Here is a 23,243-nt window from a genome sequence, read left to right as displayed (position 1 = left end):
GTTTTGGCAGAGTTCAGCTAGTGTAGCTGATTTCGAAACCTAATCTAAAGCGCTTGAAAGTCATCACACCCAGAACCAAAGGTGGCGGCCGTGTTGGTTTCAAATGGTCTCGAGTCAACTGATCCGTACTGATTTGCTTTCACGCGGAAAGTTGTTAGACTCGCGCGCCACGTTGGGATCGTCATCTAAATCCAGTCAAACGACTGACAAGCATTAGGAACTTCATTATGTTTTCATGTTCTTCGCGGGCCTCGTGCGTGTATTTCATCGCGCTGTTTTGGCTTGGATTCTCCATGCCCAGTGCGGCGCAGTTCGAAAACGACCTTATTGCCAAAATATTAGATTTAGCCACCTACCAACCATTTTCGGATCGATACCAAACACGACGCGACGACGTCACCTTTGGTGTTTCTTCGCTTCAAGTACTACCGAGCCAAGATCAAAATGGTGGGGTAACAGGCGGGTATTTCGTTGATGACTTTGTCACAATCACTTTTGACTACAAGTACAACAAGTTCAACGCCGCCAAAGTGGAAACGCTTGATTTGATCTTCGGTTCCCCGCAAGGGTTAATTACCAAGCAACTCGAGGACACAAATAATCAGTGGTGTACTCGTTCGTATTATCTTACTCGCAACGTCGGGTCTTTCCAGTGGGCTATTATCTTCGACCATTCCAGCGGCCCCATCTCTGAAGTCTTATTCGATCATTTCCGAATCGAGTCAGGGAACAACGTTAAACCGTGGAGATGCTTTGATACAAGCAACGAGTCAACCGACTCTCAAGCGAGCGCGATTCAAGTCATTCCATCAATCTTGGGCTTACTTTTAGTTGATGATCAAACAACCACTGCACCAGAGACAGCCAAAGTGTTCGGAAAACTCAGGCTACCTAGCGGTGTTGTGGCGCCAGCAGGCGGTCTGGAAGTTGACATTAGGACCTTCCCGGTAGCGATTGACTTCGGTGGCTCGAGCCTTCAAACCAGTTCGGCAAAAGTCACGATTCCTGCCGGCGAGACCGAAGTTGACTATGAATTTCCGTTTCTGATTAGTGGCGATGGTGTCACACGAGACCTAGAATACGAATGTCTCAAAGGGTGTGCTGAGATTGACGTTACGACCGGTGGATTCTGGAGCAACACGACGGGGACCACGGACTTTTTTGGCGCGACCAGCTATGACGTGAATACAAGCGTGAATGTACCTATCACACTTGAACCGGCCGACAGCTATTCGGGCGGTATCGACTTTCCCGGCACTGAAGTTGCAAGCGGCGAAGAGCAAATAGTCGTTTCAGTGGAACAAGCCACATCCGGTTTTGATTTCCCTACGGTATTCTCATTCTACTACTATCCAGAGGCTGGCGACGCAATGATTCCTTTTGAAATCGGTGTTCCCACCGACAGCAGTACTCTCGGCTGGACCATCCGGGTAAAGTGCAACAATTGTTCAGCAGCTTGGGAAAATGCAACGCAATATATCTCTAGACCAGCAGGGTATGAACTAAGCCGATCGAGTGTGGCCTCGCACCTTTTCCAAAGCGACGCAGATTATGACAATATTTTTTTAACACTGTTGTTGAAACCGGCCCCCTAGTTAATCACATATTCGTAGTGTGGCCTGCCTTTTGACAAACAGGTGACGTCAGAAGAACAACTCCCAACGCACACCCTGTTGATGAATCGGGTCAAAACCTGACCCGAATGCTGGCTTGGAGCAATACTGGCGGTTAGCGGTGGATCATTTTCACGTCCAAGTTTGCGCGGCAGCGACCATGGCATTGCCTCGTGCGGCAGCTAGCATTGGCTTAACGGTCTCTGGATCCTTGTGCAAACGAGCCAATTGCAATGCGCCGACCATTCCTGCGAATATGGTTGCTGCGCGTGCAGCCCTGCTCGCTGAATCACCACCGCTGGGAAGCAGATTCTGTAATAGAGAGAATATAGGCTCGCTGCCTCGCGTCAGGGCTTGCCGCAGCGCAGCATCTTCGCGCGCAATCTCTGGGGCGAGTGCCGCCACAATACAACCATGGTCGAGTGACTTCCAATGTTGTTCACTAAGATAGGCCGACACAAACGCCTCGAGCTGGTTGTCAGGCGCAGCATGTCTTACCTCTTCAGCCAGCAATTGACAGGTTTCGTTTAGCGCTTCCTCGATGGCGGCCTCGACCAGTTTACTCTTAGATGAGAAGTGCGCGTAGAAGGCGCCATGAGTGACACCGGCATCCGCGACCAAGGTTCGCAGCCCCACGGCATTAAGTCCATCTCGGCGGAGCCGAATGGATGCTTGAGATATCAGCCTACGCCGTGTCTCTTCTCGATGTGTTTCCTGATATCTCATACATTTTACTAAGCACGTAAAAGTGCGTTAATTCTAAGTTGATAAATAGCGCGACGCGACCTTGCCAGAGCTGACGGATGCAAAATAATTAGCGCGAGCACGTTCCATATCTTCCCATATTTTAGGGTCTTCCATGGTCGGATTGGTAACTATTTCACCTTGTTCGAGTCCAGCCAGCGCCGCGTCAACCAGTTGATCTGCTGTAATATAATACTCGTCTGGGAATACGGAATCACTCATCCCTTGCGACGAAAAGAACTCGGTCCGAACTGGGCCAGGCATGACAACTTGAATGCGAATGTCGGTGTCTTCAAATTCCATGGCAACACTGCGTGTAAAGTTGAGAATATAGTTCTTTGTGCCACTGTATACCGCCGCCGTCGCACTTGGCCAAAATGCGATGATGGATCCGAGGTTAATCAAAGTGCCCTTGCCCCGTTGACGAAAGCCACCAAGCGCGGCTTGAGAAAGACGCGTCGCAGCGACAATGTTCAGTCGAACTAGAGCCTCCATCTTATCGCCATTAGTGGAAGACAAAGGACCCAGCCCACCACCGCCTGCATTGTTAACTAACACTTCCACGTTATCCGACTCGAGTCTTTCCTCTAACGTCCGCAGATCATCGGCACTGGTGAGATCGAGCGCCAGCGTTTCGACATCGATGTTGTGCTGATTTTGTAGTTGCGCGGCCAATGCCTCTAGACGATTCGCTCTTCTGGCGATTAGCAATAATGGGTGACCGAGTGCTGCCAGCCGATCGGCATAAACAGCGCCAATACCAGAAGACGCACCCGTAACCACCGCGAGCCCGTCTTTATTTGAATTACGCATATTTTTTTCCTATTTGAAATTTAGGTTTATGGCAACGAGCGTTTAGCTGTTGGTCCGAGGTGACGCCTTATTCTCCGCTATCCAGCGAGCCTCGTCCTTTGTGCCCTCTCGCGGTGGGAAATAACCTTGAATCGACCACATCGAAAAAGGGGTTTCATCGACATGAAACTCCCAATCAAGACCTCGATCTTTGACCCAAGGCGCGATCACTTGATTGACCGCATTGATGAATCGCGTACTCGCCTCCTCGTCAGGAAAATCTCGCGCAATATGGTCAATCCATATACGAACAAAATTATCTCGAGGCTCGCCGCCTATATAGAACGACTCTGCTTCGATTTCTTGAAATACGACCCCAACGTAAAATTTTGGCATAAACCGCGCGTAGATCTCGGTGACCTTCTCTGCGAGCGCTTTTTTATCCTCAGGCGTGTATGCATCAACTGGGTGGTAAAAGTTCCATAATGGCATCGTAATGTTCCTCTTTTTAAAGTTTTGTAGACGTTAATGGTTTTATATTACACATGCAATATAAAAGACTTCGCATCCTATTGCAATAGTATTACACCTGCAATATTATGCTTGAAGATTAGTCAAAGAACGCCTTAGGAGGCTGAATTGTGGAAATGAATCGATGTATGAGAAAAATACGAATGGCCGCTTGTATACTGTTTATTCTAGGCTTATCCAGTTGCGCAAGCACCGCAAATCCAACGCGTATTGGGGAGTCCAGCAACCAAATACAACCCAATACTATTGTGGTCAATGGATCAAAGATTAGTTACAAAATAATTGGCCAAGGCACGCCCCTGATCTTGTTACAGCGTTTTCGTGGTAGCTTAGCCGATTGGGATCCAGCACTTTTAGCCGCATTGTCTGCGTCAAACCAAGTTGTCATATTTGACAGCCTCGGTGTGGGGACAAGCGAAGGAGAAATCCCCAATACCCTGGGTGGTGCTGCTGATTTTGTCGTCAGCTTTATGGACGCGTTAAAGATCGAGCAAGCAAATATTCTTGGCTGGTCTCTGGGTGGCATGACAGCCCAGGTGTTAGCAATAAAGCACCCTAACCGCGTAAACAAACTCATTTTGGCTGGAACGACCCCACCAGCTGGCGACAAAAGTGTTCACTTAGCACCCGATGAATGGACCGCGGTCGCAACAAAGCCGCAGAACTCCGCGGCCGATATGGCTTACCTTTTCTACACGACAACGGTTGTTGGCGTAAAGGCCGCTCAAGAATCACAAGAACGCTTTGAGCAAGTCCATCAACGTGGAGTTGAGACGAAAACAAGCCCCGAAATTATTATGCCTCAGGCGATCGGCGCGCGTGCATACATGGCCAATAAAGGGAATTGGTACGAGCAACTTGCCGGAATCGACCTTCCCGTCTTAATTGCCAATGGCGACTCTGATATAGCTTTTCCAGTGACTAACTCAATGGTACTTCATCGCCAAATACCCAACAGTAATCTGGTGATCTACCCTGATGCCGGACATGCATTCTTGTTTCAATATGCCGATCAATTCTCAGACCACGTAAATCAGTTCTTGCGTCGTGAGTAAGATTTAAAATCGAGGCGCTCATGCATAGAGAGCGCCTCGTAGTCGTAAAGTCTGCGAGCTCCTTCGCTGACTTGTGGCCCTAAAATCATTAGGGAGAGTTGGCTCTGACTGGCGCACCAAAATGTGTCGCTGGTTTGCGGGAATTCCGTCACCGACCTCTTTTGATGCTGCGCCGGGTCAACGTGATTAATCCGTTATAATCAGTGTTGAAGCTATCGCCTACACCGAACAAGGGCTGATGCGGTAAACACGCGAGATAAAGAAGCGGTTACAACAAAATTGTCGCTTAAAAAGCGCTCCTCTCCTTGCGGCACGGCATTAGGCGAGCGCCAACAGCAGAGTTTTCGCGTCGATACTGTCGTTTGCGAGGTCTGCGATAGGCAATTGTTTCTCGCTTGAAATCAATTTTTTGGCCAATATGAACTCTGCTGGACGATTCACACAGTCGGCAGCAACAATCGAGCCTTGTTTTAGGTACCACGCTACAAAACTGCGACTGGATTCGACATCACCACGGAATACCACTCGGTCGAAACCCTGATTTAAGCCTGCAATTTGGAGTCGAAGATCATATTGATTTGACCAGAACCAAGGTAAGGCATTGTAGACTTTCTCCCTATCACACATCGAGGCAGCTGCAGTTTTCGATTGCTCAATAGCATTGGGAACGGACTCTAAACGAATACGGCGTCCATAGATCAAATTAAGATGGGCTGCGCAGTCTCCCGATGCCACGATATGCTCATCGCTAGTCTGTGCAAACTCATTGACGATGACACCATCGTCGACGTCTAAGCCGATGCCTTCAGCAAGTTCAGTATTGGGTATAACACCAACACCTATAATTACTAAATTAGCATCGATCTGTTCTCCATTACTGCAAACGACACCTTCGACACAATCATTACCAACAATTTCGGTCGCGAACACACCGGTCTTGATTTCAACGCCCTCTTCAGTATGAACTCTGTGGTAGAAGGCGGATACCTCCTCAGCCGTCACGCGCTGAAGAACTCGACCCATGGCCTCGAGGACACACACGTCTATACCGATTTTACGCAAAAGCGCCGCCGTCTCTAAACCGATATAACCACCGCCGATAATCACGGCTTTGCCGTTGGACTGTATGGCCTGCTTTATGGCTTCTGCATCGGTTAGGTCTCTCAAGTAATGAACACCGTTTAGCGCCACGCCAGGAATCGCTAATTGTCTCGTCCGCGCACCGGTGCACAAAGCAAGCTTGTCGTATTGACGTGCTTCGCCGTTAGATAAGGTGACGGATTTATTGATGCGATCAATTTTCTCTACTCGAGTGTTCAGCAGAAACTCGATCTGCTTGTCTCGATACACTGAGGCGGGACGAATAAACAACTGCTCAGCGCTGGTGTCGCCACTTAGATAATCTTTAGACAGCGGCGGTCGATGATAAGGGAATTGTGAATCATCACTGACGACCAGAATCTCACCTTCCCAGCGCTCTTGTCGTAGTGAAATTGAAAGTTGAGCGGCGGCGTGGCTACCACCTATGATAATGGCTTGCTTGGTGTTTTTAAGCATTTAGACAGCGGATTAAGGTAGTTTATAATTGTCGAACCAGCAGGCAAGCCTAGTACTGCGACTCTGGTAACAGAATCACTAACCCATCAAGCTCATCAGTCACCGTTATCTGGCAACTCAATCGACTGTTCGCCCTAGGATCGGCAGCACACTCCAACACACCTTCCTCAATCTCGTTTGGACCTCCTACCTTTGCAACCCAATCTTCGTGTACGTAACAATGACAGGTTGCGCAACTGCAGCTACCTCCGCACTCGCCGGCGATGCCATCGACCATATTGTCGATCGCGCCTTCCATTACCGATTGGCCGTTGCTCACCTGAATTTGATGTTCAGTGCCATTATGTTCGACATATTTTATAAGAGGCATACCCTATTCCTATCTCGTTCTAAGTTCTTAATTTTATCGATTCGTGTCAGTTGCGTTTAAGCAGTAATCGCATACCAGTGATGGCGTCAGTGAGCGTAAACACCAATAAGATCAGTGGTGCCCCACTAAATACGGAAAAAGCAAATAGACCCGCTGCAAAAATCTTCAGAACTCCGATCGCAGGCCCAACGTTTTCCAATGTCCCTTGCCCCCTTAACCACACAGTGAATAGACCAAATACACCAATCAAATTGATCGACAACATGACGAACGGATCGCTGAGCTCAGGCAGAGCTCTAAGATCACCCAACCTCTCCCCTAAAGAGAAAAGTAATCCAAGAACATAAATACTGACATATGGCAAAGCGAGAACAACAAACAACCCAAAATCTATTACTGCCGTGCGACGCACAAAGTTTCTATATGTCATGCCGTAGTTCCCTACTGAAATATGATCGAATTAAGTAAAGTTTATATTCATGATTAGCTGATTAATCTCAGTAACTTGTTCATCACCTTGAACTTGGCTTCGTAGGGAGGTCGCAACATTGCACCGACATCAAATGGAGATTGACGGTAAACAGAACGCGCATGTGAAAATTGCTTAAAGCCATCAAACCCATGATAAGCGCCCATGCCGCTGGCACCAACGCCGCCAAAAGGCAAATCATCGATGGTGTAATGCATAATTACGTCATTAATCGTCATGCCTCCCGAGCTGGTTTCAAGCAACAGTCGTTGTTGCTCATTTTTATTACGGCCAAAGTAATAAAGCGCCAGAGGTTTCGGATTCAGGTTAATGTGGTCAATAACGTGATCAAAATCACTGTAGGTTTTAACCAATAGCAAGGGGCCAAAAATTTCGTCCTTGTTTATGTCCGCTTCCTCGTTGGGGTTAACCACCAAGGTAATGGGGACTATATTATTTAGACCTTGTTCTAACTCTGCTTGGTTACAATCCGTTGGACCAAGAGAAATAACGTCCGCACCGTTATTAACCGCGTTGGCAAGGTAGCCATTTATTCGCCCTGCATGGTTTGCATTAATCACAGCCACGTAGTCGTGGTGTTTTTTTTCTTGCGGAAAAATTTCGTGCGCCGCCAGCTTCATTTGCTTAATGAATTCTTCCAATCGTTTTTCGGGCACAAAAACAGTGTCCGGAGCTAAGCAGATTTGACCAGCGTTGAAGAGTTTGCCAAATAAGATACGCTTTGCGGCAAGTGGTAGTTTCGCACTATCACTTATTACCACGGGCGACTTACCGCCAAGCTCCAGGGTCAGGGGTACTAAATTTTCAGCGGCTGCGCGCATAATGTGTTTGGCAACCGCCTCCCCACCGGTGTAGATAAGATGGTCAAAGGGAAGCTGGCTAAATGCTTTTCCGGTTTCCGGGCCACCAGTAACCACCGTAATTTCTTCTGGATCAAAAGACTCTTTGATCATCTGATCCATCAAACTGGAGGTCGCCGGTGTCAATTCTGAAGGCTTAATCATGGCTCGGTTGCCCGCGGCAATCACTCCAGCTAAGGGCGAGAACGTCAGGTTTATAGGAAAATTCCAAGGACTAATTATGCCAACTGATCCGAGCGGCTGATAAATCACCTCAGAACGCCCACCGGCCAAATTAAATGGCAGTCCAGTTGTACGACGCTCAGGCCTCATCCACCGCTGTAATTTTCGTTTAGCCGTTTTCAGGGGTTTGAGTGTGGTCACTACTTCCGCGAACCGAATTTGGTCTATAGAGCGGTACCCATAGTCAGACATCAAGGCTTCACAGATGGGCTCCTCGAATCGAGTAATCAGGTCGATCAGCCTATCAAGACGGTCTTCGCGTACGCTTGCCGGAGCATAGGCAGCTTTGAGGTTAGCCTGCTTCTGGCGTTGAAGTGCTTTGTTCATATCCATCGCCAAGGCATCTGCTATCGCTGGTGTCGTCACTTTACTGCTCCAGCTGGAAAACGATAATCGTTGAATGATTCTCGCAAATTCTTTTTATGTATTTTGCCGGTCGCGTTATAGGGCAATTCATCCACAAACACCACGTCGTTCGGCAGCCACCATTTAGCAATTTTGTCCTTCATAAAGGACAGCACATCGTTTTTATTTGGATTTGCACCTTCGCTTGCTACACATACGAGTAAAGGCCTTTCTTGCCATTTTGGGTGGTGTATACCAATTACCGCTGCTTGGCTAATATCAGGGTGTGCGGCCGCCACATTCTCAAGGTCAATAGAGGAAATCCATTCGCCACCTGATTTGATAACGTCTTTGGCACGATCAACAATATTCATCCAGCCGTCTGCGCTGATAGTAGAAATATCGCCGGTGTTAAAAAAACCATCATCACTCAATACACGCATATCTTCTTTTCGATAGTAAGCTTTAGCAACCCAAGGACCGCGCACCAAAAGTTGCCCGCAGGTGTCACCATTCCAGGGTAACTCAATGCCATCATCATCAACAATTTTCGCCTCAACGCCGAATGGTGGCTTACCCTGCTTGAGCTTAATCGCCAACAGCTCTTCTTTAGAGAGGCGTCGGTGTTTTGGAGATGGGCGGCTAACGGTACCCATGGGACTAGTTTCTGTCATTCCCCATACGTGAAGAACGGTGGCGTCAAACAGGCTTTCTAAGGATGTTATCAATTGCTCAGAGGCCGCAGATCCACCAATAACAAACTCCCTGATTGGTAAACGTGATGTTTCATTCAGCGGCAAAGTTGCAGCGTAGTCGACGAGTAATTGCCATATTGTGGGCACCCCGAGCGTCAGCGTACAATGTTCTTCATTTAAAAGACGATAGACATTTTTACCCGACATATCTGAACCAGGTAAAACCAGTTTGCTACCGGCAATAGCCGCGGAATAAGGAATGCCCCAAGCATTAACGTGGAACATCGGAACAATGGGCATAATGACATCCTCAGCACCAATGTTCATGCAATCTTTCATACACGTCGCAATAGAATGAAGAACCAGACTTCGATGACTGTACAGAACACCTTTCGGGTCGCCGGTCGTGCCTGACGTATAGCATAAGCTTGCGGCGGTATCTTCATCGAACTCGGGCCAGTCAAAGTCAGCCGATTCTTGCGCTATGAGCGATTCATAACAGATAGCATCACACCAATGGATGTCAGGCATTTGTTGTTCTGAGCACAGTACTACGATGCCTTTAATCTGCGCTATATCAACATGTACTTTTTCAACTAATGGTAAGAAATCGAGATCTACGAACAGGTATTTATCATGCGCGTGATTAACAATATAACGAATTTGATCGGAATGCAGACGAGGGTTGATCGTATTCAGTACAGCCCCCATGCTCGGCACGGCGTAGTACAGTTCCAGGTGTCGATGGTTATTCCACGCCAGTGTGCCGATGCAATCACCTTGTTTGATGCCCTGCTTTGCTAGGCTGTTGGCCAATTGTCCTGCTCGCGCGATGACTTGACCATAGTTGGTTCTGATACTAGCGTCTGCGCCTATCGCTGTGACAACGTCGACATCGGAGTGGTATTGTTGCGCGTAGCGTACCATTGACGAAACTAGCAGCTGCCTATTTTGCATTAAACCGTGCATTGAGGTCTCCAAGATAATCTCGTTTGAATCAGTGCTCTTGTTTTATACATGCGGGGTTTGAGTATCGAGAAATGCGTGCGCTACTGTCGCGGTATCTGCAAAATCGCGAAAGCGAACCCATAGACCATCTTCAACATCAATGATGTGAGCGTATTCGGTATCATAAACACGTCCAGTAGAAACCGCTTCGAGCTTTAGATGTCCAACAACGGCGACCTGTTTGTCGTTTGCTATGTACTCGTGTTGAGTAAATTGATGAATCACGACATCATTCTGCACATGATCAAAAAACTCCATGCATTTATCTCTTCCAGTATAGATACCGGCATAAGGAATAGTTGTCGGACCGTAGAATTCAATTACGCAGTCCTCGCGCATGCGCTCATAAAGACCAGCAAAATCACCGGCCAAAATCGTGTCGTACATTTCTTGTGCTGCCTGCAATGCTGTTTTGCTCATTTGTTCACCCTTAAAATGGATACGAGATTCGTTCTCAATAATTAAACTTACCCGCCGCAAGCAGCGGGTTTTGTCATTGTCGAGCTAAATATATGCCACGACGTACCGCAGAATATTCAACTCTAGGTTAGGATCAAAACTGGTAGTTAAATTCCGCACCAAAGGTTCTCGGTGCGCCCAAGGAACCCACAAACTCGGCCCCGTAGACAGTGCCGGTCAAAATCATATTGCTAAAATAGAGTTCATCACTTAAGTTCTTACCGAATATCGCAACGCTCCAATTCGAATTCGAAGGTGCCCAGTTCACACGTGCATTGACAATGCCGTAAGCATCTTCAGAGGCTGCGTCGATATTAAATACCGTGTAGTAAATTTTGCTTTGCCAGCTGTAGTCGAGCCTCAAAGATAAATCACCCTTATCATTTATCGGTAGATCCCACTGCGCGCCGACATTCACCTTCCATTCTGGTGAACGAGGTAATTGCTTTCCATCCAGATCAACCAAAAACGATCCCGGATCTTGAGTCAGTGGCGCAGGTCTTAATGGCTCGGTTAAAACACCTTCTGTGAACTGTGCATCCACGTAAGTAATAGAGCCGTCAATTCTAAAAGAGTCACTAACTAATGCTGCCGTTTCTAACTCGACTCCCTTGACTTCCGCCTTGCCCACGTTGCGTATAATCGGTTGATTATCAACGCTCTCTTGCGCCTGTAAGTTTGTATAATCGTAGTAGAAAGCCGCCATATTCAGGCGGACTCTGCCGTCAGCCAATTCTGACTTTAAGCCCGCCTCATAGGACCAGATTTCTTCTGGCTCAAAAGGGTCTCTCTGGGTGCTGCCAATGTTGTAACCGCCGCTTTTAAAGCCTTTTTGAATTGCCGCGTAAACAAGCACGTCATCGGTTGCTCTATAGTCAACGCCGAACATCGGCGTAAATGACGAGAATTCAGCCGGGCCATTTACCGGCGCTACTACGAAACCAAAAGGATCGGGTATCACGCCGTCTCTAGAGTCGCTTACCGCATCTGGAAAAAGCGCCACATTAGGAGCAAAGCGAGTACTTTCGCCACCCGTTGGTGATAGGATGGCCAATTCGAATAACTGTGAACCATCTCGTTCTTCGGAACTGTAGCGACCACCAAATTTCAGCGTCAGTTGGTCAGATAGCTCGTAGTTGAAATCGATATAGCTGGCCCACGCGTCAGTTTCTTGTTGACCGCTAAGATGCAAATCACAACATAGAGGCGTCTGCGGTAAATCAATTGGAAACGTTGGTATGACGCCGAGACTTTGTAGGTCGGTTAATCCCTGAATAAGAATTGGCTCCCAAAAGTCGCCAAAGATATTGTTGGTTATCTTGTTCTCTTCATGAAATGCAGAGCCACCAAATATCCAGCTTAAACGGTCGCCTGCGTCACCTGAAAGCTGAAATTCAAGACTCTGTTGTTGATGATCTTCTTCACGTTGATATACATTTACAAACGCATCTGAAAGATCAAATTCGTTCTGTAAGCTCGGGTTAGTGTCCTTATAGTTTGCAATTACTTTTAAGTTGTAACCGCCGATATCTGAATCTAACTTGGCGGTTAATCCTTTTATTTCAGTTTTACGCCAGTAGTCGACGTCACTATACACATCCCTGGACTTCGAAGCGGTTGTTCGTCCTTGTTCTCTAAACAGAAAGAATGGTACTGCCTGTGATCCTTCGCGCGTCGCGTACCAGTTTTCGACCTCTTCGGCATATCCGGCACTAGAGTAATGAAATACGTTCGCTTTATCATCGGCCTTATAGTAATCACCAACCAGACTTAGAGTTGTGTTTTCACCTAAGTCAGCTTCTAACGCCAAACGCATCGACAGGTCTTTTTTATCTTCCGCTTTTTCGTTGTCGCGTAAGCTTGACCCTGCAGGCCGAATCAATGTGGTATACCCGTCTCTGTTTTCTGCCTTGAGCGCTAGGCGTGCACGCAAACCGTCGCTCAATGAGCCACTCACCGCGCCAGACACTCCCAGATGACCATAGTTTCCCGTAATCACTTGAATGTCGCCTTCGAATTCTTCAGTAGGTTTCTTGGGAACGATATTTACCGCGCCCCCAGTGGCATTACGCCCATAAAGCGTCCCTTGCGGGCCTCTAAGAACCTCCACTCGCTCGACATCAAAAAATGCGGGACCAACCGCTGCGGCTCTTGAATAATAAACATCATCGACGTAAACCGCGGTTGAACTATCATTGCCTGCGATAATCGCTGGGGTCCCGATACCGCGAATGTAAATAGATGTATCACCTTGATAAGAAGCGATATGAACTCCCGGCAAAGAAGTTGACGCATCTTCGATAGCCGTCACCGACCTGCCTTTTAGAGCATCGGCGGTAAGCGCGGATGCGGTGATCCCTTCATTTTGTAAGGTGCTGGTCCTACGAGTAGCGGTAACTACAATTTCTTCTAAGGCATTGATCGACACCACTTCATCTTGCGCGGACAGAACAGCAGAAAAACTCACTACACTTATTGACACTAATGATTTACTAAACCACGCTGTTGCTGTAGCTATTGTTTTGAGCAACCTATACTTCATTGTATTCATCCTCCACTTGGTACTTTTATTAGAATTATCACACCTTATAACTAACCTAAAGACATGGTTAACCTGTGACACTTTTATGTTAAAGACTCCGATTGAGCAGGCCTTTTAGTAGATCATCAACTCAGTCAACGACCTGCTAAAAAACTCTCAAATATGCCCGCAATATAATTGCCTAGGGGACCAAAATTACCGGGCAGGAATCGAGCCCATAATTGAGTAGCCCACCTGTCTGCCTTACCATGGGCCTGCTGCCCAAATCGATCCTAGAACAGGAATCTAGCAAGCAATTAATCATTGTTTCGGCTTCTAGCCTGGCGATTCTAGCCCCCATACAATGGTGGATTCCCCGGCCGAATGTGAGCTGTTTGTTGATATTGCTTCGCCCAATGACAAACCTATCTGGCTCTTCGAACACACTTGGGTCTCTATTTGCGGCAGCGTAAAAAAGTGCCACCCAGTCGCCCTGCTTAATGGTGACGCCACCAATATCCGTGTCCTTTACGGCAACGCGAAATAACCTTTGTGGTGGCCCATCGCGACGCAAACTTTCTTCAATAAACGGTCGGATTAAGTGTCTATCTTGCTTTAGTAAATCAAAAAACTCCGGCTCCTGCGCCAATGTACAAACGATGTTGCCCAACAAGTATCCAGTTGTTTCCGCACCGGCAACCACGAGTGTTAAACAAAATCGAACAACTTCTTCACGGGTAAGCTTAGAACCTTCATGCTCCGCCTTTATAAAGGCCGTCATGAGATCATCGGGAGTCTCCAACCCCGCTTCGATATCCGTATAGCGCTGATTCACAGCGTCTGTGTAATAGGCTGCGATTTCTTGATTACACTGATTGCGTTCCTCAATGGTAAAATCAGAGGTGACCATGAAAGCATTCGACCAACGGCGCAGCGATACATAATCCTCTTCCGGAGTCCCAATAAGGCGCGTCATTAATCGAGCAGGAAGGTCAGGTGCAAAGCTTGTCATAAAATCGATTTCGCCGGATGGCAAATCTGCAATCATTTTTACTACGGTCTCTTTAACCCAGCCTGCAAGGCTTTGCTCGATACGCTTCGGAGTGAACGCTTGCTGAGCAATACCGCGCAATTCGGTATGACGCGGACGGTCATGATTTACCAACATTAATGTCGGTGCCGAGGAAGCCTCCTGCATTGGGTCTCTCGACGAGAACGATTCATGATCACTGGCCGCCAACGCAACATCTTGGTACTTGACCAGTGCCCAAGCCGGGTGAGGCTGATCTTGGTCTGGGACAGTACCGGGCGGGAAATCCTTCAGTCCAAATTGCGGAGGCTGTTCCCTTAGCTTCGCATAGTAAGGATATGGGTTAGCGATGACCTCTGGACTAAGAAGCCCTTGAACATCAATTTCTTGAACTGAGTTATCGTCGTTGATTCTCTGCATTGTTTACCTTGAAAGCATAATATCTACACGCCACAGATTATGTCCATAGGACACTATTGTCAATACATCTTATTTAACTTAGGATATTTATTTGATTGCTCTGCGATAAAATACTGACAACCCGAGGTGTAAAAAAGCACTCAACGTGAAGCAACTAAACTCAACTCAGCTGGTAAGAGTTCAATTTTGAAGGCCTTCGTTCGCTTATGAGGAATCAATGAACGTAGCGCGCAGAATAAAATTTGAGAACGAAGCACCGAGTAGGGTTTACGCTCTAACGTTCATCCTATGGCGACTGAATACAGTGGATTATTTGAACGCAATCTCGGCAAGACTAGATCTCGACCACACTCCATGTGACCCGGAACATCAAACGAGTTCCCTATTCCGTTGAACGATAGGTAAAGCAGTATAAAATCGGTGAGCGTGCTGCGAACGCAACCAAGGTGTCACTACCATCTAAGATTTGGTTATGTGTATTTCAGTGTCAGTATTGCAAAATTAGACTTATTGCCACTAAATAGGCCGGAATGAATTACGACGTTGCTTGCTATTTCAACAGCATCAGACCTTCTTTTTAACCGAAGGTTTAATCATAATTGACCCAGGCAAATCACGTTTTTGTTCGACTTCCCGATCGAATATTTCGCTAACACGACGAAAGAAATGAAGACCATTCTTGATCTCATCCTCGGTCAGCTCATCGGTTATATGCTTGACCAATAAACGCCCGTTCTCGACCATTTGCAATAAAAACTTCTCCCCCTTTGGGGTCAGCTGGATTATCTTCTCTCGCCCCGATGCGGGATCTTCAGTAATCAACAAGAAGCCTAACGGCGGCTTTGCTAACGACCTTAACGCCTTGGAAATTGCTGAATTAGTCAATTCGAACCAATAAGACATCGACTTAACAATTTCTTTGCGGCTCATCTTTTTGCCGTCAACGCCTTTCGCTCGAATCAACCACAAAATAATAGTTTGCTGACGGGTGAGCACGCCACTTCGCAGAGTGTCCTCTATCGTCATCCCAACGGAATAGTGAATGGGGAAAAAAAGCTCCAAAAAATCTCTTGGAGCATCTTCGTTGGATACTTCTTGCATCAGCTAACCTCAGTTATGGTACATCTATCAGTAATGCTTAACGCAGTTACTTTTATATGATTGATTATTTACTTTTTACTGAAAATGTTCAATGAACGAATCAATGTCCGGCATTTTATATGTCGAGTAAACTCAGGCCTTACCAGTGAACTTGCACACCGAAGTTATCTACGCCAGTCACCAGAGGGTCCGAAACAGGCACTATTAGGTAATATGAACTCATACTTAATACCCTAAAGATTTGGAGTAGTCGTTTAAGCGTTGAACCTTCCCCTCATCTCTAATTTTTTCGACCCCTTTTCTTAAGAATGTGTGTAGATCTTTCATTTGCTTCATTGTTGCAGCAGCGTTGTTCGGTAACTGAAAAATTTTTGATTAACAACGTTAGTATATGCAGGATGGTTACCATTGGAGTGTTTAATCTGATCAAATTCTCGGGATGACCACGAAAACACCCATTAGGTGAAGCTCGTGGCCTATTTTTCGATAATGCCTGCCCATGTTTGGAGCTGTTCCATGTCTATTTCGTTAGCTCTACGGGTTTGAAAGAGTTGAGTATATTTTCCTTGCCTGTGGATGCGTGGACACCCACTCAATACTTGATCCTTGATACCAAATTGGCCTGGGCAGCAAAAATATATTTGGTAACCATGCGCGATTCACAATCTCTTAAGAGTAATAACACTAAAGTACGAGTTGAAGCAGCCCGAAACCTCTCTTTAGAGATGGCTGTCCAGGTTTATTCCTCTACAGTCCGATGCCTCTCTTTCGAAGGTAGCTGGCCGTTTATGCTATACAGGTATGTTCCGACAAACACTATCAACGAATCCCTTCGAAGGTTTTCATCGCCAGCTGCTAGGCTCAGGCACCTATGTCGATGACCGGATCGCGTAAAGCGAGGCCTTCGCATGTCTTGAATCTGGAAATGGCTGCCTAAAACCCCTTCCCTACTACTTAGGCGTCAATTTTAAACAACACAAAGGGATCAATCTCGCGCGCAAAGTTGGGACTGGTGACGTTTTCTGATGCCACGCTTATGATGGGCGTCCTTTTATTTTTTTCCTTTTATTTTTTATTTCTCTTTATTTCTTGTCTTAAGCCATCCTCAACTCGCCCTCTGATCGTCGGCAATTCGTGTTTAATCCAAGCTAATGGCTCACTGCGCGAGAGTCAGGCCGCTGCTTGGCTTGACAGTATGGAGGTATCCATATGAGTCCATTTATTTCTGTTTATTTCTTGCTGCCGTCATCAGTGCGTACCTGCATCCGCAATGGACCAAGAGGGTTAGGTTGAAGCTCTCATAGTTAGACGTTTGCCTATCACTCCCTAAACGGGAATTGAAAGCCCCAGTCTGAGTAAATAGAATTTTCGGACAGCACCATACCAAATACGTTGGTCAAATTCTGTTCTTGGAGTTTTGTTCTAAATAATGTTTCTTTGCCACCAGTTTTCGATATTTGTCCGGTATCCGACTGCGGCTGTCGATGTGTTCAGCAGACTTAAGGCGTTGAAATTCTTTGGTTACGGAGTGCAAGCTCAAGGTTGGGTAAAATTGTTATCACAAAAGGATTCCTATGAAAATCACATATGCACGTAAACCACGATCATCGATAGCTCAACGCGGCTCCTCTAATATTCCGATTAAAGTCTGTGTTAGTTTTTTGTTCCTAACTGGCACGGCCTATGCACAGTCAACGGTTACACACGACCATCGCTTCAGAGACCCAGTTCACTTGCGGTTATTGAGTGCGAGCGGCACTAACGCACTATCAGATCATGATAAGGACGGCGTCCCAGACCAATTTGATGCGTTTCCAGATGATCCAACTGAATCAGTTGACGACGACAATGATGGAATTGGTGATAATCGCGACCCAGATCCAGCCGTTGCTGACTCGCTGGTGATTGTTGATACAGACAGTACTGTGGGCAGCCTGTATTTGCGCTGGCTTGCTGCGTCGCCCGATGAATGCCGAGTTCTATATGGCGTGCAAGGTAGGCGCCCCGAGCAATTTTTTTCTCATTCCGGTGAGTTCTATATGCCTAATGTTGGCGATTCGGGAACCTATCAAGTGTTGATTGAATGCTATGAGTTAGACGGTAGCAGTGTGTTCAGCTTACCAGCCACAGTGGAGGTGCTGAAATGAATAAGGCAGCAGCAATATTAGTATTATTGATTTTCTCTAGCTCGTCGTTTGCAGCAAGCTACCCTCCAAACCGAGATTATGGATCAGAAGGCGATTTCATCATCAAGCGCGGTACCGAGCGTGGGCGCACCGCTAACTTGAGTATTGTTGGGCCGCTATTGGTCAATCTGCCGGAAGGACCTGGAAGTACTTCTGTTGGGGTCGAATGGCGTTGGAAAGACACGGTTTGGGACATTAGCAACTTATTGGATCCGCAGTTAATTCGTGAGATCTCATGTGAAACCTGCGGCGGCGGCCAACCTATTGGCGCCCACGGTACAGTAACGCGTTTTTACGAAGGCGAGAGCTATCTATATACCAGGGGCGGAAGTGAAGAAGACCCCGGTGCCTACATGACTTATAACCCAAACGGCGTTGATTCTAATGCGCAGGCAGATACAAAAGATCTGTACACTTTTGGGCGCGAAGCATTCAATTACACGATGATGTTTTCCCCCTACTTCGTTAGAACATTTTGGGATTACGGTAGTGCGCCAGGTGGTGATCTTACGATCCGAAATGCAGATCACTTTGTCTATGAGGGCCATCCAGATCATAACCCTGAAGACTACTCTGAGAGCGAGCCATGGTGGACCGGTGTGCCGTATGTGTCGTGGGACCATCTATCAGAAAGTGGTGGTGTTACCGGTTTTGGCTCTTGGTTAGGTAATTTGTTGGTGATGGCGTCAGACCAACGTTCAACCGGCATTGCAATCTACGATACGGCTGGATTTAAACAAGGCATCAAGCCAAGATTGCTAAGCAGTTTTCAGCCCCGCCTTACCGAGCCAGATGGCAACATGGTCGGGATTGGTGGCTATTGGGCAGAGCCTTATGGAACCAATAAAATGGTGTGGGCAGCGAGACAGAGAGAGACAGAACCTCGGCGCAACTATCCTGCTATGTTCGTGGTTGATTTTACCGATCCCACAAACCCTGAACTCACCTGTGAGCTGTATTTCGACAAAGATAAAAACGATCCCACTGATGGCGATGAATCCAGTGATCCGATGTACGTCAACTTTCAGGATCAGTACGCCTATGTCGATCACTTTCGGGTTGATATTGACCGCTGTGAGCAAGCCTATGCCGACGACGTGATTAGCGATCAGGAGTTCCAAGACATCGTGTTTAGGTTTGACGATATTCAAAATGGGTGTGATGGCAGTCAGTATTTTAGACCGCTAGGGCAAGTCGGTATTCTAGGTGGTTATGATTGGGGTGTCACAGACTCCGAGATCACTTACAGCGGCGGTTCGATGACCAACATGCAGTGGCATGTGAATCAAAATGGAGTTGGGTTTAACCCGGTCATAAATAAGGGTACCGGGCATTCGATAATTTCAACGACGCATGGCGAGTCTGCAGGCAATACTTTGGCCGTCGGAGACACTATACGCAACATCGTCACTGGCGCACTGTATACGCTGCAAAGCAGGCAGAGGAATGAAAACATAAACGAGCAAGGCATGTGCTTTTTCGTGACCTCCGACCAGCCCGACACCACTGCACCGTATGTGTCTGGGCATAGACCGCTTGACGGGCAAGTGAATTACCCGATCGACGGCTTGATTCATTTTCATATTCCAGAAACATTACGCACTGAAACGGCGGTGGATGCAGTAACGGTAACGCAACTCGATAACGCTGGCGATGTGGTCACAGAAATTTCATTTAGACAACAGAAAAACCATACCGGTACGATATCGATCTGGCCGGATTCAGAGCTTCTCGAAGACACAACCTATCGAGTAGACATCGTTGGTATACAAGACTTTATGGGTAACACTATGCTGCCGTACTCGTTCAGTTTTACTACTGGCGAGGAGGTAAGCGATGGCGGCCCCGTTGATCCGGGTGATGACGATCCTGCCCCAACCTATCCTGGTACGCCTTACTACCCCAATCAGTCCAGTCAGCTAAGTTGTCGACCAGAGTCTGAAGACAACAACCTTTGGGTAGTTAATCCAGATAATGACAGTGTCACGGTGATTGATACAACGCTTGATGCAACCACCCAACGGCTCAGCAGTTCGGTTACCGAGGAGTTGTATCTAAACTATGAAAACCCGACTTCAATTACTCGGGTCGGTGAGCTGTACGCGATTACTTTTCGCCGCGATGACAAAATAGTGTTTTACGACGCGATCACTCGCAATCCTGTATTTAGCCTTGATTCTGGTCACGGTAGTCAACCTATAGCGTCGCTAAGCAGCGATGAGTTTCTCTATGTGGCGCTCTACGGTTCCGGTGAAGTTATAAAAATAGACGTAGCGAATCGAGCGATTGACGCGCGACTATTTGTCGGTCCCACACCAAATGCTATGGCCATGACCGGTAATCGCTTACTGGTAACGCGTCAAATATCGGCAACCGATTACGCTGAGGTGTATGACGTAAATACCAGTCGAGACATGACGCTTACTCGTACTATTCGGGTAAATAAAGTGACCGTGCAAGACGACATTGATCACGGATCGGGTGTACCCAATTTGTTGTCTGGGATTGTTATTACGCCAGATGGCCAGGAAGCGCTGGTCTCAGCGGTTAAGTCCAATACCGATCGAGGGTTGACCCGCAGTGGCGAACCACTGGATGACGATAACACTGTTCGCCCTATGTTGATTCGACTAGACCTGGTGAATAATCGAGATGCCAATGTTGATCCGTTCACACGAGAGGGAACGATCGATTTTGATAATGCGGCTGACCCCTCGGCAGTAACGTTTTTGGTAAGTGGCCAAGACCGAGTTGTGTCTTTGCAAGGTAACAATTTAGTTAAAGTCGACAACGCCACGCGCAACACCGGTGCGCTGTTTCCGGCAGGGTCAGCACCACAGAGTATGTGTACAACCTTGCGCACGCTATATGTGAAGGATTTTACGGGGCGAACCGTGTCGGCTATTGACGTAGCCGAGTACTTGCACGATGGCAACATCAATCCTCGGGTGGTCACCATCAACACGGTGTCGGATGAGCTAATGACAGCTGAGCAATTACGTGGCAAGCAAGTGTTCTACCATTCGTCAATGCCAGAAATGGGCCCAGAAGGCTACATGAGTTGTTCGAGTTGCCATGTTGACAGCGGCGGGGATGGGCGTGTTTGGGATATTTCGGCACTGGGCGAAGGCTTACGCAACACTCTATCGCTAAATGGCACCAGTGGAACACGTTTTGGTAATCTGCATTGGTCTTCTAACTTTGACGAAGTGCAAGATTTTGAATTGCAAATTGAGCAACTCAATGCGGGTACGGGTCTAATTGATGGCGTCACATTCACTGGGCAGTCACCACTCGATTTTGCCACGAGTAACCGTTCACCTGACTTAGATGCATTGGCGGCGTACGTGGCCAGTCTCGGCAAAAAAACCGTGAGTCGGTCGCCGTATCGAACTTATGTTGGCGAACTCACACCGGCTGCATTGCGTGGGCAAATCGAATTCAATGAGCGCGGTTGCGCGTCTTGTCATAGTGGTAATGCGTTCCGTGATGGACGGTCACACGATGTGGGCACAATCACCAGTGATTCAGGTAGTCGGCTCGGTGGACTACTAACCGCGATTCGTACACCGTCACTCATAGAATTGTGGCAAAGTGCGCCCTATTTTCATGACGGTTCTGCGGCGACATTAAGTGATGTTTTCGATCGTGGCGCGCATCAGCAAAGCTTCAGTGGCACGCAAGAAGCCGACTTAATTACTTTTATTAGTTCCATCGATCGTGACATGTATATTGATGACGATGAGGTTTTTGCGCCTGGCAGCGATACTCAACCACCGACCGCCCCAACGGGCTTGAACGCTGACACTGTGACCTCGAACTCGGTTACATTTTCATGGAATGCTGCCAGCGATAATGTTGGTGTAAGCCGCTATGCAGTTTTTGTTAACGGCTCAGAAGTGTCCAGCAGTACTACTACCAGCGCATCAATTAATTCGTTAGATCCATCGACCACCTATTCATTGACGGTAATGGCAATAGACGAGGCTGATAACCGTTCAGCTGTCTCAATGGCGTTGTCTGTGACCACACTTGAGGAGGCGAGCAATCTAGACCAAGTCACGTATTTTGTGTTTGGCCACTCTTTATTCAATCATGGTGAAAAGAATGCCGGCTATTGGTTGGGTCTATTGGCTCAGGCGAGTAACACTATTGCTGGAGGTAACGGTCAATTCGGTCAGCTAAGTTATACATCGATTCCGCCCAACCCTGATGCCGTGTTCGATTATCCGACTAACAACACCGACGAAAATCCGTGGCCGTGGTGGGCAACCGATGGCTTTGGTGGGCGTGATTACACGCATACCCTATTTATGCCGAGTAATTTTGAGCAAGAGTACCTCACACCAAATCAGTATCTGAGCGATACGTACCGAGTACTTGATTTTGTGGAGCAAGAAGAACCGAGTACAGACATCATGCTGTATATGCACTGGCCTGAACCGTCGATGCTCGGCATTATGGTGCAAAACGGTAACCAGATGAGCGACAACGATTTCGCTACATACAATCAATACACCAGTACTGGTCATTACTATGATTGGCATGTTGAGTACCAGAACCTAATTGCCGCGCAGCGTCCAGACTACAACGTGCGAACTATACCTGTGGGCCCAATTATTGCCGATATTATTACCAATGAACCGTATATGAATGGTGTATCGTTTGAACAATTATATGAAGATGATGCGCCACACGGTGTACCGACGGTGTACTTTCTAGCGGCTATGATTTGTTATCGGGCTATGTATCAGCAGAACCCAAGCTTATCGTATAACCCGCCTGCGTCAGATCTTCTTCCACAGGTAGTGAATAATTACGCAAATTTAGTAAGCTATATAGAATCTCGGTTAGCGTATTATGACTCTCTCCCAGGTGCATTGAAGGTGTACTAAGTTCTTCAAGTGATTACTGTTCGCACCTGGCGTGACCGAGTGACGATAACCACATGGTTATTCGGTCACGCCTGCGCTATACCACACCGAGATGCTGATACCAAGACTACTGCTGGCGGATGGCCAGCGCGGCAATTAAATCACTGACGAGTTTCTTGTTATTATTTGACGATGAGCACCTGGATGCGTGGACACCCACTCAATACTTGATCCTTGATACCAAATTGGCCTGGGCAGCAAAAATATATTTGGTAACCATGCGCGATTCACAATCTCTTAAGAGTAATAACAATAAAGTACGAGTTGAAGCAGCCCGAAGCCTCTCTTTAGAGATGGCTGTCCAGGTTTA

The 23,243-nt window shown here is 47.3% G+C and carries 16 protein-coding genes; 4 read left to right on the top strand and 12 right to left on the bottom strand.

Annotated features, from left to right (window positions below; genetic code table 11):
* Positions 1 to 227 precede the first annotated feature (227 nt).
* The gene (locus IE055_RS16775; RefSeq protein ID WP_189402848.1) at positions 228 to 1,595 is read left to right on the top strand and encodes a hypothetical protein; all 1,368 of its coding nucleotides are present in this window, start codon (positions 228 to 230) and stop codon (positions 1,593 to 1,595) included.
* A gap of 150 nt (positions 1,596 to 1,745) precedes the next feature.
* Here IE055_RS16775 and IE055_RS16770 read toward each other — a convergent pair whose 3' ends face one another.
* From IE055_RS16770 to IE055_RS16760, 3 genes are read right to left on the bottom strand one after another with little or no spacing between them, the layout of a single operon-like run.
* Positions 1,746 to 2,339 (bottom strand): TetR/AcrR family transcriptional regulator, encoded by a 594-nt coding sequence (locus tag IE055_RS16770; RefSeq protein WP_189402847.1) that lies wholly within the window; start codon positions 2,337 to 2,339, stop codon positions 1,746 to 1,748.
* Positions 2,340 to 2,372: 33 nt separating this feature from the next.
* Positions 2,373 to 3,170 (bottom strand): SDR family NAD(P)-dependent oxidoreductase, encoded by a 798-nt coding sequence (locus IE055_RS16765; protein ID WP_189402846.1) that lies wholly within the window; start codon positions 3,168 to 3,170, stop codon positions 2,373 to 2,375.
* A gap of 42 nt (positions 3,171 to 3,212) precedes the next feature.
* Entirely contained in the window at positions 3,213 to 3,641 is a 429-nt protein-coding gene (locus IE055_RS16760; RefSeq protein ID WP_189402845.1) for a tautomerase family protein, read from the bottom strand.
* Between the two features lie 167 nt (positions 3,642 to 3,808).
* Here IE055_RS16760 and IE055_RS16755 point away from each other — a divergent pair, with 167 nt between their 5' ends.
* Positions 3,809 to 4,735, top strand: coding sequence for an alpha/beta fold hydrolase (locus tag IE055_RS16755; RefSeq protein ID WP_189402844.1), 927 nt, complete (start codon positions 3,809 to 3,811; stop codon positions 4,733 to 4,735).
* Positions 4,736 to 5,053: 318 nt separating this feature from the next.
* On the opposite strand, the gene IE055_RS16750 is transcribed toward IE055_RS16755, so the two are convergent.
* From IE055_RS16750 to IE055_RS16710, 9 genes are all read right to left on the bottom strand, one after another.
* Entirely contained in the window at positions 5,054 to 6,292 is a 1,239-nt protein-coding gene (locus IE055_RS16750; RefSeq protein ID WP_189402843.1) for an NAD(P)/FAD-dependent oxidoreductase, read from the bottom strand.
* A 49-nt stretch (positions 6,293 to 6,341) separates the two neighbouring features.
* Complete coding sequence (locus IE055_RS16745; protein ID WP_189402842.1) at positions 6,342 to 6,662, bottom strand: 2Fe-2S iron-sulfur cluster-binding protein; 321 nt, start codon at positions 6,660 to 6,662, stop codon at positions 6,342 to 6,344.
* Positions 6,663 to 6,708: 46 nt separating this feature from the next.
* Positions 6,709 to 7,092 (bottom strand): hypothetical protein, encoded by a 384-nt coding sequence (locus IE055_RS16740; RefSeq protein WP_189402841.1) that lies wholly within the window; start codon positions 7,090 to 7,092, stop codon positions 6,709 to 6,711.
* Positions 7,093 to 7,145: 53 nt separating this feature from the next.
* Complete coding sequence (locus tag IE055_RS16735) at positions 7,146 to 8,600, bottom strand: coniferyl aldehyde dehydrogenase (RefSeq protein ID WP_229794342.1); 1,455 nt, start codon at positions 8,598 to 8,600, stop codon at positions 7,146 to 7,148.
* A complete protein-coding gene (locus IE055_RS16730; RefSeq protein WP_189402840.1) occupies positions 8,597 to 10,243 on the bottom strand; it encodes a long-chain fatty acid--CoA ligase in 1,647 nt (548 codons plus the stop codon). The genes IE055_RS16735 and IE055_RS16730 overlap by 4 nt, the downstream gene beginning before the upstream one ends.
* Positions 10,244 to 10,285: 42 nt before the next feature.
* Complete coding sequence (locus IE055_RS16725; RefSeq protein WP_189402839.1) at positions 10,286 to 10,702, bottom strand: nuclear transport factor 2 family protein; 417 nt, start codon at positions 10,700 to 10,702, stop codon at positions 10,286 to 10,288.
* 133 nt (positions 10,703 to 10,835) lie between these two features.
* Entirely contained in the window at positions 10,836 to 13,283 is a 2,448-nt protein-coding gene (locus tag IE055_RS16720; RefSeq protein ID WP_189402838.1) for a TonB-dependent receptor, read from the bottom strand.
* A 181-nt stretch (positions 13,284 to 13,464) separates the two neighbouring features.
* The gene (locus IE055_RS16715; protein ID WP_189402837.1) at positions 13,465 to 14,712 is read right to left on the bottom strand and encodes a cytochrome P450; all 1,248 of its coding nucleotides are present in this window, start codon (positions 14,710 to 14,712) and stop codon (positions 13,465 to 13,467) included.
* Positions 14,713 to 15,276: 564 nt separating this feature from the next.
* On the bottom strand, positions 15,277 to 15,813 hold the full coding sequence (locus IE055_RS16710) for a MarR family winged helix-turn-helix transcriptional regulator (RefSeq protein ID WP_189402836.1): 537 nt from the start codon (positions 15,811 to 15,813) through the stop codon (positions 15,277 to 15,279).
* 1,574 nt (positions 15,814 to 17,387) lie between these two features.
* Between IE055_RS16710 and IE055_RS16705 the strand changes: the two genes are divergently transcribed.
* Both IE055_RS16705 and IE055_RS16700 read left to right on the top strand, forming a co-directional pair.
* Positions 17,388 to 17,960, top strand: coding sequence for a hypothetical protein (locus IE055_RS16705; RefSeq protein ID WP_189402835.1), 573 nt, complete (start codon positions 17,388 to 17,390; stop codon positions 17,958 to 17,960).
* Positions 17,957 to 22,894: an Ig-like domain-containing protein gene (locus IE055_RS16700; protein ID WP_189402834.1), complete on the top strand. Its 4,938-nt coding sequence runs from the start codon at positions 17,957 to 17,959 to the stop codon at positions 22,892 to 22,894. Before IE055_RS16705 ends, IE055_RS16700 begins: the two co-directional genes overlap by 4 nt.
* Positions 22,895 to 23,243 lie beyond the last annotated feature (349 nt).

The sequence above is a fragment of the Arenicella chitinivorans genome, from assembly GCF_014651515.1.
Classification (GTDB): domain Bacteria; phylum Pseudomonadota; class Gammaproteobacteria; order Arenicellales; family Arenicellaceae; genus Arenicella; species Arenicella chitinivorans.
The sequence above is the reverse complement of the archived record's forward strand: the minus strand, read 5'-3'. Positions and strand labels throughout refer to the sequence as shown.